Origin of the sequence: Scytonema sp. PCC 10023 (genome assembly GCF_963920835.1) — a bacterium.
Lineage (GTDB): Bacteria > Cyanobacteriota > Cyanobacteriia > Cyanobacteriales > Nostocaceae > Kalymmatonema.
Window position 1 is genome coordinate 1 of sequence record NZ_CAWUDP010000165.1, and the last position, 14,020, is coordinate 14,020.

12 protein-coding genes are annotated in these 14,020 nt (G+C 45.6%); 6 read left to right on the forward strand and 6 right to left on the reverse strand.

The window, feature by feature from the left end:
* Positions 1 to 13: 13 nt before the first annotated feature.
* The 5 genes from ACM0OZ_RS45545 to ACM0OZ_RS45565 form a co-directional block, all read right to left on the reverse strand.
* Complete coding sequence (locus ACM0OZ_RS45545) at positions 14 to 955, reverse strand: tyrosine-type recombinase/integrase (RefSeq protein WP_414589577.1); 942 nt, start codon at positions 953 to 955, stop codon at positions 14 to 16.
* 950 nt (positions 956 to 1,905) lie between these two features.
* Complete coding sequence (locus tag ACM0OZ_RS45550; RefSeq protein ID WP_414589578.1) at positions 1,906 to 2,079, reverse strand: hypothetical protein; 174 nt, start codon at positions 2,077 to 2,079, stop codon at positions 1,906 to 1,908.
* A gap of 366 nt (positions 2,080 to 2,445) precedes the next feature.
* A complete protein-coding gene (locus ACM0OZ_RS45555; RefSeq protein ID WP_414589579.1) occupies positions 2,446 to 5,070 on the reverse strand; it encodes a VapE domain-containing protein in 2,625 nt (874 codons plus the stop codon).
* A gap of 378 nt (positions 5,071 to 5,448) precedes the next feature.
* A complete protein-coding gene (locus ACM0OZ_RS45560; protein ID WP_414589580.1) occupies positions 5,449 to 5,712 on the reverse strand; it encodes a hypothetical protein in 264 nt (87 codons plus the stop codon).
* A complete protein-coding gene (locus tag ACM0OZ_RS45565; RefSeq protein WP_414589581.1) occupies positions 5,709 to 5,915 on the reverse strand; it encodes a plasmid partition protein ParG in 207 nt (68 codons plus the stop codon). Before ACM0OZ_RS45565 ends, ACM0OZ_RS45560 begins: the two co-directional genes overlap by 4 nt.
* Positions 5,916 to 6,111: 196 nt before the next feature.
* Between ACM0OZ_RS45565 and ACM0OZ_RS45570 the strand changes: the two genes are divergently transcribed.
* The 4 genes from ACM0OZ_RS45570 to ACM0OZ_RS45585 are packed head-to-tail and all read left to right on the forward strand — an operon-like array spanning position 6,112 to position 8,309.
* Positions 6,112 to 6,480: a hypothetical protein gene (locus tag ACM0OZ_RS45570; protein WP_336231504.1), complete on the forward strand. Its 369-nt coding sequence runs from the start codon at positions 6,112 to 6,114 to the stop codon at positions 6,478 to 6,480.
* 56 nt (positions 6,481 to 6,536) lie between these two features.
* Entirely contained in the window at positions 6,537 to 6,695 is a 159-nt protein-coding gene (locus ACM0OZ_RS45575; protein ID WP_414589582.1) for a hypothetical protein, read from the forward strand.
* Positions 6,685 to 7,056 (forward strand): hypothetical protein, encoded by a 372-nt coding sequence (locus ACM0OZ_RS45580; RefSeq protein WP_414589583.1) that lies wholly within the window; start codon positions 6,685 to 6,687, stop codon positions 7,054 to 7,056. Before ACM0OZ_RS45575 ends, ACM0OZ_RS45580 begins: the two co-directional genes overlap by 11 nt.
* Complete coding sequence (locus ACM0OZ_RS45585) at positions 7,053 to 8,309, forward strand: type IV secretory system conjugative DNA transfer family protein (protein ID WP_414589584.1); 1,257 nt, start codon at positions 7,053 to 7,055, stop codon at positions 8,307 to 8,309. The genes ACM0OZ_RS45580 and ACM0OZ_RS45585 overlap by 4 nt, the downstream gene beginning before the upstream one ends.
* A 406-nt stretch (positions 8,310 to 8,715) precedes the next feature.
* Here ACM0OZ_RS45585 and ACM0OZ_RS45590 read toward each other — a convergent pair whose 3' ends face one another.
* The gene (locus tag ACM0OZ_RS45590; protein WP_414589585.1) at positions 8,716 to 8,973 is read right to left on the reverse strand and encodes a hypothetical protein; all 258 of its coding nucleotides are present in this window, start codon (positions 8,971 to 8,973) and stop codon (positions 8,716 to 8,718) included.
* Positions 8,974 to 9,243: 270 nt separating this feature from the next.
* On the opposite strand from ACM0OZ_RS45590, the gene ACM0OZ_RS45595 reads away from it, so the two are divergent.
* Together ACM0OZ_RS45595 and ACM0OZ_RS45600 are read left to right on the forward strand one after the other, a co-directional pair.
* Entirely contained in the window at positions 9,244 to 9,669 is a 426-nt protein-coding gene (locus ACM0OZ_RS45595) for a hypothetical protein (RefSeq protein ID WP_414589586.1), read from the forward strand.
* 16 nt (positions 9,670 to 9,685) lie between these two features.
* Positions 9,686 to 13,822: an NB-ARC domain-containing protein gene (locus tag ACM0OZ_RS45600; RefSeq protein ID WP_414589587.1), complete on the forward strand. Its 4,137-nt coding sequence runs from the start codon at positions 9,686 to 9,688 to the stop codon at positions 13,820 to 13,822.
* Positions 13,823 to 14,020 lie beyond the last annotated feature (198 nt).

Here is a 14,020-nt window from a genome sequence, read left to right on the forward strand (position 1 = left end):
GCGTTAGAAAACTTTACAATGTGTCCCATTTGCCATGTATTTCGGCATACCCCCTATAAAGGCTACTGCTGTTGTCAGGACGGTGTTGTAGATAGCGGCTCGTGGTGGCGACATTGGCATGACCTAGGGTCTGTTGCACCAAACCAATATCAGCACCTGCTTCTAAGGCATGGGTTGCATGAGCATGACGCAGCCAGTGGGGGGAAACTTTTTTATTAATTCCAGCACGTTTGGCTGCTGCTTCGACAATTCGGTTGATTTGACTGCGGTCTAAGTGTCCGCCACCTTTGCGACTGGCAAACACAGGGGAATTATCGCTCGCATCACCGCGAAATTGAGTGAGTTCGCTCCACAGTTCACTGGGGATGATCACCGAACGGGTTCTCTGCCCTTTGCCGACGACAGTCAATTGCCCGTGGTCACGGCGTGGTATCATATTATTCCAACATAGTCCGGTTAACTCGCTCACCCTTAACCCACTGGTGTAAAGAAGTTTGAGAATGAGTAAATCACGCTGTTTTTCTGTTTTATAACGGTATTGTGCTTGTTCAGTCGCCCAGACCATTTTTTGGACATCGCGCTGAATCAAAAGCCGTTGGTTGAGTGTATCGGCACACTTATCGAGTTTCATCGCAGCACCCACATTCAAAGGAATGTATCCGATTTTATGAGCAAAGCTGATAAGTGACCTGATAACCGAGAGGGTGTTTTTTTGGCTACTCAGTGCTAAATCCCCCAACGTTTCGGCAAAGGCGTACAAATCTTCTAGAGTCACTTGCTGCAATGGTTTCCCCAAAAACGCCAAAAACTGAGTCACATGAAAACGGTAAGCAGTCACCGTGTGTTGAGACTTGTCATGCAGCCACATTTCAATCAGTCGTTGCTGGGCATCGGCTGGAGACATGGTAGCAAGTTGTTGTCGTTGATGGGTTTTTACGAGTGCGATGGGCGTCATGAAGTCAGGTGAATGCAACTTTTGGAAGTTTTTGTTGTATTCACACTGTAAGCCCTATATAGGGGTAAGATCACCGAAGCTGACGTTTGCCGCCACATAACGCCTAAAACCCTTGCTGTGAAAGAGATTTGGAAATAAAAATGTCGTTGCTCACGCTAATGGTCATATGTAGTACGCTACTGTTGTGCCAATTGACCTTTACGTTATTTGACACAATGTTTTTGAACGTAGCTACAAGGGTTTCAAGCTCTAAAAATTAGAGATGTTCAAATGGTACAGTTCAAGGTTGCAAATATGGTCTACCAAATCCCAATTTTTCAATTGAAGTCATTTTTTTCTGAAACATAGTCTGAGTAAGATTTACAGACGACGTATGGCGGCAAAATACGTCTTGGCTACTTTTACCCCATATAAAGGTTAAAAGCGAAATGGTCGTTTCTTTGACCACCAGTCGTTGCGTGGAAGACCTCGTCACGCTCGCTGGTTTCTCCCCGTGTACGTTTTGGTTAGTCGGGACTTAAGTCCCGACTGGCATATATACTTATTCAAGCATGGGGCGCAAAACATACCACTTGGGGTAGTGTTACGGAAGCTACGACCAGGGGCAAACTAAACCGTATAGTTTAGTAGGACTCCAAAAAAGTTCCGAATTTTGTTGAGGAGCCGGAATTTCACCCATTTTCGTGAGAATTTTATGCCCTTTAAGTTCAAAAAGTAGATAATTTCAACCAAAAATTTCCGACTCTATGTATTAGCGGAACTTAAGCACGATGGTTGTGAGCGCCCACCGCGCCGGGTCGCTGATTACTATCTCCATAAGTGTGCCAAATCCTGAAGTGCTTATCATATAAGGCTTATAGAATACTTTGCAGTACTCGTGTCAGCTATATCCGCCCCTAGTTATATAAACTAAACTGTTTAGTTTGCCCCTGGTCGCAGCTTCCGTAACACTACCCCCACTTGCCGCCTGTTTTTAGACCAATTAATCTTCCTTGCAAAATGCGTCTACGTACAGTTTGAACGTGTACGTGCTGAAGTTTGGCATACTCAGCGATAGGAATGAGTTTGTCAAGCCTTGATGCTGCAAACCAATAATTAGCTAAATAAGGATAACTAACAGTCATTTAAGTCTTGAACTCTGTACAGCAAGCCTGATACTTCACCCACAAACCTGACCATGACTTTTGGGTGCCCAGGTCTTGATGCTAACACTACTTAGCAAGCAAAATTGTACTCTTTTTAACTTTAATAACGGATATCATACGGATATCATCAGGCGTGGAGCTTGCTGTGTATACATTTTGGTTAGTTGGGGGTTAAGGCACGACTGCATATATACCTAGTTACTCCTGAGTTGCAGCAAAAATTCGTCAAAAGTTGTTACTGGATACTTTAGAAGTGTCCAGTCAATTTTTGTTATTTTTTGCAGTGCATCCTCAGTTGGGACTTAAGCCCCAACTAACGATTGCTTTCGATCATTTGAGGCTAAACTATCTCAACCAGTCAGTGCGACCAATCGACTCAGTTCGGCTTTTCCCCCATGCCCAATATCTGATACTGGCTTTAATTAAAATGCCCTTCTCTTGCTCGACAGCTTCTACTTTGCCTTTCATCCACTGCTTTTCCCCCTGGTGCCAGAACTCTACGGTATCCCCCACCTCACAAGGTAATGAGGGGGTGATAGCCTCGGTCGCAACATCTTGCGCCTCGGTCACAACCTCTGTCAGGGTTGATTTTTCGTTCTCCTCAGAAGGTCGCAACCAGGTCGCAACCGAGGTCACAACCGCCTCAGATGTAGACACAGGGAGAGTTTCAGCCGTTTCTGTGGGGGCATTTTCTCGGTTGTGACCTATTTCAAGACTCTCTTGATTTGAATCTAGACCGAACCGAATAGTTGTATCTGAAGGTACGTCGTTATTTATACTACTGACTATATTCGGTCTAAAACTAGGTGAATAATAGTCTTGAGTTTCATCATTAGATAGCAACCTTTTCTCTGAAATGCTTACTATATCTTGATTAGAGTCGGTTGCGACCTCAGTTGCGACCTGGTTGTGACCTGGTTGCGACCTCCATATTTGAATCACCTTCCCGTTAACCTTTTTCTTCTCCCTTTTCACCCACCCCAATCTCTTGAGGGACTCGACGACACGCATCTGAGATGAACGGTCGTGCCTGCCAACTTCCATTTTTAAGCAGTTACTCAAGATGCTGCTTACAGTTACTTCTGATTGATTCTCCAGATAAAAGTCGATAATCTCCTGCCAGCTATCCTCGACCTCGTGGCGCTTATTGAGCAGCGCATTACGTTTCTCTTCTTTTGGAGTTAGCCAGTGTTGCTCACCTTTTCGGTACGCATGAACAGCAGCAGCCCACAGTAAGTCTCTCTCCTCTACTAACTTTTCAACTGGAATACGACCAGTTGAAACAGGAACTACCCAAAACCTCCTGTGTCCTTCAGGGTCAACAAGGAATTGGCTGGGGTTAACGCTGGCTACAAAACACGACGTACGCGCAAAAGACTCGATTGACCGCCCATAGGGGACGCGTAAGTTATCGCATTTGGTCGTCAAAAAACCGCGCAACGAAGCAATCTCCTTACGCTTGAACACCGATTCAATCTCAGCCAATTCCAAAATCCAAAATCGTCTGAGCTTCAGGCGTTCGTCCTTGTCATTGCTAGAGCTTGCTATCGTGTCGTCGAACCACTGCGGGTCAACCGCGAGCGTCCGCCAAAAAGTTGATTTTTGGATGCCCTGGTCTCCCTGGAGTACCAGCACTGTGTCGTGTTGGCATCCCGGTTCCATAATGCGCCGCACTTGCCCAATAAGGTGCTTGCGCATAAAAGTGTTGTGCAGTGGTTCAGTACTGTCAAAGTAACGGGTTGCAATGTCATCCAAAATGGATAAATCTTGATTTGGGTACTCTGCCGCCACTTGCTCCAAGTACTCACGCACTGGGTTATAAACGCGCGTTTTGGCGAGGTACAGCACTATCTGCACTGCTGTGTTGTTGCCAATATCGATATTGAGTTCATCCGCCAATCGACACGCCAAGGTGTCGAGGTCGAGCGGTTCACCATCTAGCTCAACTTTTAGGGTCATCTCGTTGAATCTTAACTTTTCACCCCAACGAGAATGAATCAAGTTCATTTGTTGTTTCCTCTTGCTTTGTGCCGCTGGCGATTCAGGTACAGAGTCCTTAGCTAACGCTCTCTCCAGTGCCGCTATCGCCTTTAAATATGCCGCATCAAAACTCCCTGAGCCGTTGTTTACCACGAAATCATCCACTCCCTTGCCTTGCTCTGATTTCCATAGAATATCGGCAATGAAGCACTCGCTCAAATTTAAAGCAATCTTCCTTTTCTTGTTCCAATACGCCACATCCAGCTTGGCTTTATGCTTAGAGTCTTTATCAAAGCAAGAAAGCCATCTGCTATCAGGAGCTGCAAATCGTTGCAAGTCGGGAATGAGATATAGCTTTGCTTTACTCCCCGATTCATCTTCCCCCGATTCATCTTTGGTTTTTACTCCACACTTGCATCCAAACAGTGCAAGTGCTACATACCCCAAAGACAACAGGCATAACGCTTTCTTACCACCCTCAGTGGGGAGTCTTGGAATATCAATATTTTCGTACCACTCCCAAAAACTGCCCGTTAGAGGTACCTCAATGCCATATCTATTACCTATCCGCCTTCTTATCCCTGGTGGCACTGGCGGAAGGAATACCCTATCCCCTATCCGTTTTGGTGCCTTGTACTGGTAAGGTCGCTGCTTCTCGTCGTCCCAGATGCTTACAATTGCCTGCCAAGTGCTTCCATCTTCGTTTTTGAGGAATGCCGCGTACATCGGCTCCTTTGCCTGGTGTCCAAATCTGGTGAATTCCCAGTCGAGTTCATCATGGATTGGGGTCGAAACTTCCCCGCCGTAGTCGAATTCTTGATCACAGTGGAACTCCACGCACGCATCAAATAACTCTGGGTCGATGCCACTGCCCTCAACAAATGACGTAAGGATAAATTCTTTGAATTGCTCAAAGCTTTCAAATCTTTCCTGAGCAAGAGTCTCGATGTTTTGCTGTGGTATGATGTCCGTAGTGTATGATTTTTCCATATTTTAATAATTTGAAATTATGAGGCGCTTGTTCGGCGGCAAACCCGAACAAGCGATTTTTTTGTTTGTACTCAGAGAAGTTTGTTTTCATATACTCCTGGCTCATTTTTTTAGGACAACATAAGTTTTGGGTTTTGCTTAGGTCATGCATATAGCTAGCCCAAGCTGCCAAAATAGAGTTATCCTCCTTATCCGTTTATGCCGAATCATGGATAAGGTAGGCACCGTCCTATCGTTTGCCAGACGATGTTACGGAAGTCGTCTTGGGTAGGTGTTGTCGCACTCAACCAAGGCGCATTAATTTTCTGTCACTATTGAAACATCAACCAGCACCGAATATCCAGTTCGCTTTAAGTTTTACTGGTTAAAATCTTCGCTTCAATACTCCCCCTCACGCCTCCCGTTGCCCGACTGCCCTAGCAGGTATTCCCATATACGCCGAATTTCAGCTTGAAATACTTCTCGGTCAACTTCGGCATTTTGAATGGAATGCATTACTATCTCTCTGAGGCTGTCAACCTCTTCTACCAGCCCGTCAACTTTTACCGTCAACTGTCCTATTGCTGTTGTATTGGTTTGTTGCTGTTGAGCAACTTGCAGCAATATTGCTTCTATGCGGTCTAGTCGCTGTTCTGTAGTCATGCCGCCCCCTCTTCCTGCTTGGTCGAAGGGGATTCGTGTTCAACTACGTAATCCTTAACAAATTCCGTGACTACCTCGCTCATATTCTTTCCTTGTTTGGCACACACAGCCTTAAAGCTGTTTCGTAATGACTCTGGCATAAAAATTCTTAATGAAATAATTTTTTCCTCAGCATCGTTAGGCATAAGTGCAAGAACTGTCATTGCTGTGTATGTTGCCTATTCTGTCATTAAGCTAACTATAGTTCTATTGCCAGGACTTGCACTAAATACAATACTGCATATACTGCATATTATGTTAATCTACTCTTAGGCAAAAACACAAAACCCTTACCACACGGGGACTTCAGCCAGTCACCGCGCCGGGTTTGTGCGTCCAAACTCACCCAATACCAAACTTATGGAGTTTCAAGAAGTAGAAAAACCTAACAGTACATCAACTGCAAGCAATGGCAGTACCAACGCTAAAGCACTGCAAGAGAAGCCCAAAAAACCGCGTAAACTCATTGGAATTCCCACAACTACCGCACTTTCATCAATGTCAAGTGTGCAATACAGCGCACACGTCGCCAAAGACCCTGTGGCGTGGGATGCCATTGAGAACTATCAAGTTTTCTCCCCCGCTGCTGACGGCTCCCGACTGATGATTAAAGTTTCAAAGTCAAAATCTGTTGACCTGAAAACCCGCAAGTCAGCACCTACTGGCTACGGGCAAGCTTACCCAGTTGAACTATCCGTCAACCCAACAACCAACAGACCTGATTTTTAAAGGCGCTTTTAGATCCAGAGTAAACAATTATCCCCCGACACCGGGGGATTCAGTTTATGAAAGACGATAACAGCATTACTTGGCTACTCATTGCCCTAGCAGCTGTGGGGTTTACCTTGTGGCATCAATCAGTTACCCAAGAGTTACAGACAAAGTTGACTAATTGCCAAACCCAGTTTGAATCATTCAAGGATGGGGTTATATATGGACGGTAAAGACCAGCAACAGATAACTGTAGATATTGCCCCCATCTCCTCAAATCCGACTAGAACCACCCCACTAACTCCTCAACCCAACAGGATAGACGCATTTAAGCGCGGTTGGGAAAACGCGCTCGCACTTCCTGATAACCTCACCGACCTGCTTTTTGATATCACCGCAAGTATAGCGGTACCCGCGCTCATTGCTAGCTGTTGGTCGTCACTGCCAATACCTTATTTCATTCGCATTGGGGGAGTCGTTGCTCTGGCAGTTGCGGGTTTATTCCTTTGGCAGTTGCTAGAGTTGCCAGCAGTCAGGGGAATACTCATCTTCCGACTTACATTGGTAACTTTAGGGGTGATTTTGGGACTATGACCGACTTGCACCCCTCCCAACTCCACCATTACCTACAGATGCACACCCGTGCCAAAATCACCTCATGGGCGTGCTTAGTTGCTAGCATTCTTTTATTATCTGTTGCAGTTGACAACCGCAAGCAACGCCCTTGGATACTTGGCTCATCTTGTGCGGTTCTCGCCGTGGGGTCAACCCAACGCCGGACATTTAAACAACTGCAAGAGCGCTTGGGAGACATTGAACAAGAATCAAAACTGAGTTTTTTAACTTGGATGAGAAGCAATATGCAGCCGTCCTCGACACTGGCGATAACAGTTCCCGCCCTCACTGCTGACTGGACACCTGACAATCTCATCACCGACCCAGTGGAGTACATCCAGAAAAAACAGAAGCACGTTGCGCTCATTGGCGGGACTGGCGACGGGAAATCGACTTTCACCCAGTTCCTATCATCCAAAATTGGTGGTCGTGTCGTCATCTACGATAGCGACGCTAAACCAGAGGATTGGGCGTGGCTCGACCAAAATGATGTAATTGGACGTAAAGGGAATTTCAAAGCCATTGACGCGGCAATGGGGAAGGATTTAGAAAACTTAGAAGAACTGGTACAGCTACGCGGTGAATCGGGCGATAAAGTTCTTGCAGGTCGAGAACGCTTTCTCATCGCTGAAGAGTTCCCAGTCCTGGTGGACGAATGTGATAACGCGGTAACTTGGCTCAAAAAACACGCTAAACGCGGTAGGCGTTATAAACAGTTTATTCTGGCGATCGCCCAAAATGACACGGCTGAAAACTTCGGGTTACAAGGAGACAAGGACACGCTGTACAGCTGCTTCTGCCTGGTGAGGTTGGGACAGTTCGCTTATGAACACGCCAGAACAAAGCTAAAGGACTCTAAGCTTGAGCAATGGCTGAAAGCTGGCGGGAAAAAGCGGTTTATGGTGGATGACTTCCCGGTTGAACTGGATTTAAGTAATTGGGGAGTTACCGCCCAAACACCACTGTTCCCATCTGTAGACAATAATGTAGACAATGTAAACAACCAACCGACACCATCAAATGAGTATGAGCAATTCATCGTTGATTGGGGTAAGCAGCACTTGGGGGAAGTTTTAAAAGCTCGTACCCTCAAGCAAAACAGCCGATTGTTTGAGGATATGCCAGCTGAGGACATCCGCATTATCTTTTCTTCACTGGCAGATCGCAAACTGGGTGAAGTTGTTGGGACTGGGGATAGACTTGGTTGGGTGTGGACAAAGCCAGAAGATTAACTGTCTACTTTTGTCTACAGTAAGTCTACAAGTGTCAGAAAACCAATTAGTAAGTTATGCCAGCTTCACTCTTACCGGGTTAACTAGTATTTTTCGCAGTGTTTACTGTTGCTCTATACCTCTAGTTTCTCTTGTTTACAATATGTCTACATTTGTAGACAAAAATTGCCTCTCGAATCGGGGCGCTTAGCGGCTGGAATCCCGTCAAACTAAGGTTTTTGGGCATTTGTAGGCGTGGGGAGGGGAGGTGGATATGCCCGCTCAATTTCCCGAATAAAAACGTCTACAGCCTTACCAGCAGCTGATTGGCTCCCAACCCTGAGCTTTTTGAGCGTTCGTTCCCGAACTGCGGTGTAATCTGGATGTACTGCTTTCTGTTTTTGCCTGAGGGATTCATCCTTTTCCTTCAGGCGTTCAATTTTCCCAAGCGTTCTTCCACCAATTCTAGTTTGACTTGTAGACTACCCACAGCAGCGCTTATCTTCTCCTCAACTAGTTTGTTAATGTCTACAGTTGTAGACAGTTCTTTCGATATGCCAAGAATACCCCTGAGCAACCGTGCTGCTGTTTGGTTGAGTGAATCTCCATCCTCTTCTGTTTGAAACGCTTCTAATGCTTGAATTTCAGCATCACTGAAGCGAAATGAAATCACTTTGCTACTCACTTGTATACTCCTGTAGACGTTAGTATACAAATGACAATAGCTTATTGCTCTTTCTTTTGTCTACAATATGTTTACAAATTCGTAGACAAAAATGTGAGAGAGTTTTAATAACTAGAGACGACAGCAAACCAGATAAATTCCGAAAACGATGACCATGAGCGTGAATACTTGTAGTAGTCACTGAGTTCGTGTCTTAATTTTCTTTTAAGCCTTGAAGCTAGCATTTTCGTCGGAATTTTTACAGAATCATACTTTAGAGGGTTGCAAGCAATGGATGTAGTTGTACTTACAAAGTTCTTGGCTCCTTTCCTTCCTTTTCTAATGAATGTAGGAAACAAAGTATTTGACGGTGCGGTTGCCAAAGCAGGAGAGGATGCTTGGGATAAGGCTAAAGCAGTGTGGGCTAAGCTACAACCAAAGGTGCAAACAAAACCAGCAGCGCTAGAAGCAGCAGCAGATGTTGCCAAAGCACCGGATGACGAGGATTTGCAGGTGGCATTGCGTGTGCAGTTAAAGAAACTGCTAGAGCAAGATGAACTCTTGGCTCAAGAAATTGCTCGGATTATGCAGGAAAATGCCCAAGGGAATAGTGGTGACAAAGTAGTACAGAATGTTACAGGTGAGAATAACCAGACTCTTGGGAGCGTGCAAGGTAGTAAGGTAGTTCGCGATGTCTCTGGCAATGTGACGATGTAAACAAGGGCAGAAAACCGTGACACGAGGAGTTTTTCGTCAGCTTGCCAAAAGAATTTGGAGAATGTTCTCCAGATTATTCCGTATTGTGTGGAAAAAACGTTGCAAACGAAGAACAGCACCTCACTTTCCAACCACTGAAAGATATTCCAGTTCCTTAAATGTTCCAACACAAGCAACACAAGAGCCAAACTCAACTTCTGAGCGCTCGCCCAAAATAAATCAAACTTCAACAGGCAACCAAAACCAGAACACTGGGAATGTTGATAACAGTACAGTTTTAAGAGATGTACATGGAAATGTCTATTTTGGAACTTACAAGCGTCCTACCACAGGTGCTCCGTTTCAGGTGCCATATCTACCTCAGTATTTTGTAGAACGCCCAGAGCATCATAAAGAGATTAAAACACGTTTGTTATCCTTAGAAGGTAACAGGACAGGGACATTAGTCGTTAGCGCCATTTATGGCTTGGGTGGAATTGGGAAATCGACCTTGGCAGCAGCGGTAGCGCATGATCCAAAGGTGCAAGCACAATTTCCAGATGGTGTGCTATGGGTAACATTGGGTCAACAACCAGATTTATTACCACTATTAAGCGATTGGATTCAAGCATTAGGGGATCATGACTATAAACCTCTCACCCTAGATGGTGCATCCAAGCATTTACGGACATTACTTCATGACAAAAAAGCACTGCTGGTTGTGGATGATGCTTGGAATCCAGAACACGTTGAACCATTTCGAGTGGGGGGGTCTAGTTGTCGAGTTCTGGTTACAACAAGAGAAGCAACAATACGAGGAGCAAGTTCCTATGATTTAGACGTAATGACGCCAAACGAATCATTGGAGTTGTTACAAAAATCTCAGAACAATCCATTAACTAAGGTAGAACAGCAGCAGGCGCAACAACTAGCACAGACTGTGGGATATTTACCCTTAGCACTGGATTTAGCAGCCGCTCAAGTGGCAGATGGGGTATCGTGGCAAGAATTGTTGGAAGACTTGAACTTAGAAATTGCTCGTTTAGAATCGCTGCAAACACCAGGAGCAGATAGTTGTATTCATGAGGAACAACGGAGACACTACAGCTTAATTGCATCATTTAACCTCAGCTTGCGCTCGTTAACCCCAGAAATGTTGCGACAATTTGCTTGGTTTGGTGTCTTGCCAGAAGATGTAGTTATTACTCACACAATGGCAGCAACGTTATGGGAGATTAACCCTAGACAAGCTTTGACAACACTACGCTCCTTTAAGACCAAAGCATTACTATTAGCAGGAGCAACTGGGGATGACCAAAAGCAAACTTACAGGCTGCACGACTTAATGCATGATGCTGCAAAGCTATTGCTAACAGGTGATTCATCTCCTAATAAAGCAGAAGAGCTACCTGGTTTAGGATTGAGCTTGACTGCTGCTCATTCTATGTTATTGGATTGTTACCGTAGCAAAACTCAGCAAGGACTATGGCATACGCTTCCTGATGACGGTTATATCCACGCTAACCTGAGTTGGCATTTCGAGCAGGCAAGCAGAACACAGGAGTTACACCAGCTATTAATGGAGGAAACTGCACAAGGACGTAACGGCTGGTATGAGACGTGCGATCGCTTGGGACAAACTGGCAATTTTGTCACAGATATAGCTCGTGCTTGGCGGTTAGCAGAGAAGATGTTTGAGGAAAACCCAAGTAAGTCAATTGCATTACAGTGCCGCTATGCTCTAATCACAACTTCTCTTAACAGTTTGGCAAAAAATATCCCTGCTTCCTTAATGGCAGCACTAGTAAAAAAGGGATTGTGGACACCTGCACAGGGATTAGCATATGCTCAACAAGCAAAAGAATCCAGGCAACGAGCAGAAGGGTTAAGCGCGTTAGCTCCTCACTTATCAAAACCTCTATTTTCTATCGCCCTTGATACCGCACGTAGTATTCAATCTGACTATTACCGTGCTAATGCCCTGAGTGGACTAGCGCCACATCTGCCGTCAGAACTACTACAAGAAGCCCTTAATACCGCACGTAGTATTCAAGATGACTCTACCCGTGCAAAAGCCCTGAGTGGACTAGCGCCACATCTGCCTGAAATACTACAAGAAGCCCTTGATACCGCACGTGGTATTCAAGATGACTTTGGGCGTGCAATAGCCCTAAGTGGACTAGCGCCACATTTGTCGTCAGAACTACTACAAGAAGCCTTTGATACTGCACGTAGTATTCAAGATGACTTTGGGCGTGCAATAGCCCTGAGTGGACTAGCGCCACATTTGTCGCCAGAACTACTACAAGAAGCCCTTGATGCCGCACGTAGTATTCCAAATGACTCTAACCGTGCTTATGCCCTGAGTGTACTAGCGCCACACCTGCCTGAAATACTACAGGAAGCCTTTGATGCCGCACGTAGTATTCCAGATGACGCTAACCATATTGCCCTGATTGGGCTAGCGCTACACCTGCCAAAAATAGTACAGGAAGCCGTTGATGTCACAGGTAATATTCAATATGACTCTAACCGTGCTTATGCCCTGATTAGGCTAGCGCCACATATGCTGCCTGAAATACTACAAAAACTCCTTAATACTGCACGTAGTATTCAAAATGGCTATTACCGTGCAATAGCCCTGAGTGTACTAACGCCACATCTGCCTGAAATACTACAAGAAGCCTTTGATACCACACGTAGTATTCCAGATAGCTATCGCAGTGCAATAGCCTTGAGTGTACTAGCGCCACATCTGCCGCCAGAACTACTACAAGAAGCCCTTGATACTGCACGTAGTATTCCAGATGGCTATCACCGTGCAATAGCCCTGAGTGGACTAGCGCCACATTTGCCGTCAGAACTACTACAAGAAGCCCTTGATACTGCACGTAGTATTCCAGATGGCTATCGCAGTGCAATAGCCTTGAGTGGACTAGCGCCACATCTGCCGTCAGAACTACTACAAGAAGCCCTTGATACCGCACGTAGTATTCCAAATGACTCTAACCGTGCAATAGCCCTGAGTGGACTAGCGCCACATTTGCCGTCAGAACTACTACAAGAAGCCCTTAATACCGCACGTGGTATTCAAGATGACTCTTACCGTGCTTATGCCCTGAGTGGACTAACGCCACATCTGCCTGAAATACTACAAGAAGCCCTTGTTATTGCACGTAGTATTCAATCTGACTCTAACCGTGCTTATGCCCTGATTTGGCTAGCGCCACACCTACCTGAAATACTACAAGAAGCCCTTGATACCGCACGTAGTATTCAAGATGACTCTAACCATGCAATAGCCTTGAGTGGACTAGCGCCACATCTGCCGCCAGAACTACTACAAGAATTCCTTGTTATTGCACGTAGTATTCAATATGACTATCACCGTGCAAAAGCCCTGAGTGGGCTAGCGCCACATCTGCCGCCAGAACTGCTACAGCAAGCCCTCGATACCGCACGTAGTATTCAAGATGACTTTGGGCGTGCAATAGCCCTGAGTGGACTAGCGCCATATCTGCCTGAAATACTACAGGAAGCCTTTGATACCGCACGTAGTATTCAATATGACTATTCCCGTGCAATAGCCCTGAGTGGACTAGCGCCACATCTGCCGCCAGAACTGCTACAGCAAGCCCTCGATACCGCACGTAGTATTCAAGATGACTTTGGGCGTGCAATAGCCCTGAGTGGACTAGCGCCATATCTGCCTGAAATACTACAGGAAGCCCTTGATACTGCACGTAGTATTCAAGGTGACCGTTTCCGTGCTTATGCCCTGAGTGAACTAGCGCGACATCTGCCTGAAATACTACAAGAAGCCCTTGATACCACACGTAGTATTCAAGGTGACTCTTACCGTGCAAGAGCCCTGAGTGAACTAGCGCCACATCTGCCGCCAGAACTGCTACAGCAAGCCCTTGATACCACACGTAGTATTCCAGATGACTCTGAGCGTGCTGGTTGCTTTAGTAGTTTATTATCGGTACTTAACCTAGCCTCTATCAAATTTGATTTATGGTGTGAAATTCTCCACAACTTGTCGCATTATGAGCGTTACAAATTATTAGGAGATATTCCTAAATTGAGTGATGCCATTATTCCACTAGGTGGTACTGACGCCCTAGTTGCAACTGTTCGTGCTATTCAGCAAGTGTGTAGGCAGTGGCGGTAAATTGAAATTGTACGCTTGTACAAAGCGCAGTGTCAGAGACAATTGGCTTGCTAAAATGACCAAATCCCGCCAAAACCCGAACCTCGCCAAATCTGACCAGCCCTGGCGATATTTGACGTGATTCTTTACAGTGTAGGAATATAAGGGGTTATGCCGAAATACGTGGCAAATGGGACACGTTGTAAAGTTTTGTTGCAG

Coding starts and splice junctions, on each gene's coding strand:
- ACM0OZ_RS45545 (WP_414589577.1), bottom strand. CDS start 955: ATGACGCCCATCGCACTCGTAAAAACCCATCAACGACAACAACTTGCT.
- ACM0OZ_RS45550 (WP_414589578.1), bottom strand. CDS start 2,079: ATGACTGTTAGTTATCCTTATTTAGCTAATTATTGGTTTGCAGCATCA.
- ACM0OZ_RS45555 (WP_414589579.1), bottom strand. CDS start 5,070: ATGGAAAAATCATACACTACGGACATCATACCACAGCAAAACATCGAG.
- ACM0OZ_RS45560 (WP_414589580.1), bottom strand. CDS start 5,712: ATGACTACAGAACAGCGACTAGACCGCATAGAAGCAATATTGCTGCAA.
- ACM0OZ_RS45565 (WP_414589581.1), bottom strand. CDS start 5,915: ATGACAGTTCTTGCACTTATGCCTAACGATGCTGAGGAAAAAATTATT.
- ACM0OZ_RS45570 (WP_336231504.1), top strand. CDS start 6,112: ATGGAGTTTCAAGAAGTAGAAAAACCTAACAGTACATCAACTGCAAGC.
- ACM0OZ_RS45575 (WP_414589582.1), top strand. CDS start 6,537: ATGAAAGACGATAACAGCATTACTTGGCTACTCATTGCCCTAGCAGCT.
- ACM0OZ_RS45580 (WP_414589583.1), top strand. CDS start 6,685: ATGGACGGTAAAGACCAGCAACAGATAACTGTAGATATTGCCCCCATC.
- ACM0OZ_RS45585 (WP_414589584.1), top strand. CDS start 7,053: ATGACCGACTTGCACCCCTCCCAACTCCACCATTACCTACAGATGCAC.
- ACM0OZ_RS45595 (WP_414589586.1), top strand. CDS start 9,244: ATGGATGTAGTTGTACTTACAAAGTTCTTGGCTCCTTTCCTTCCTTTT.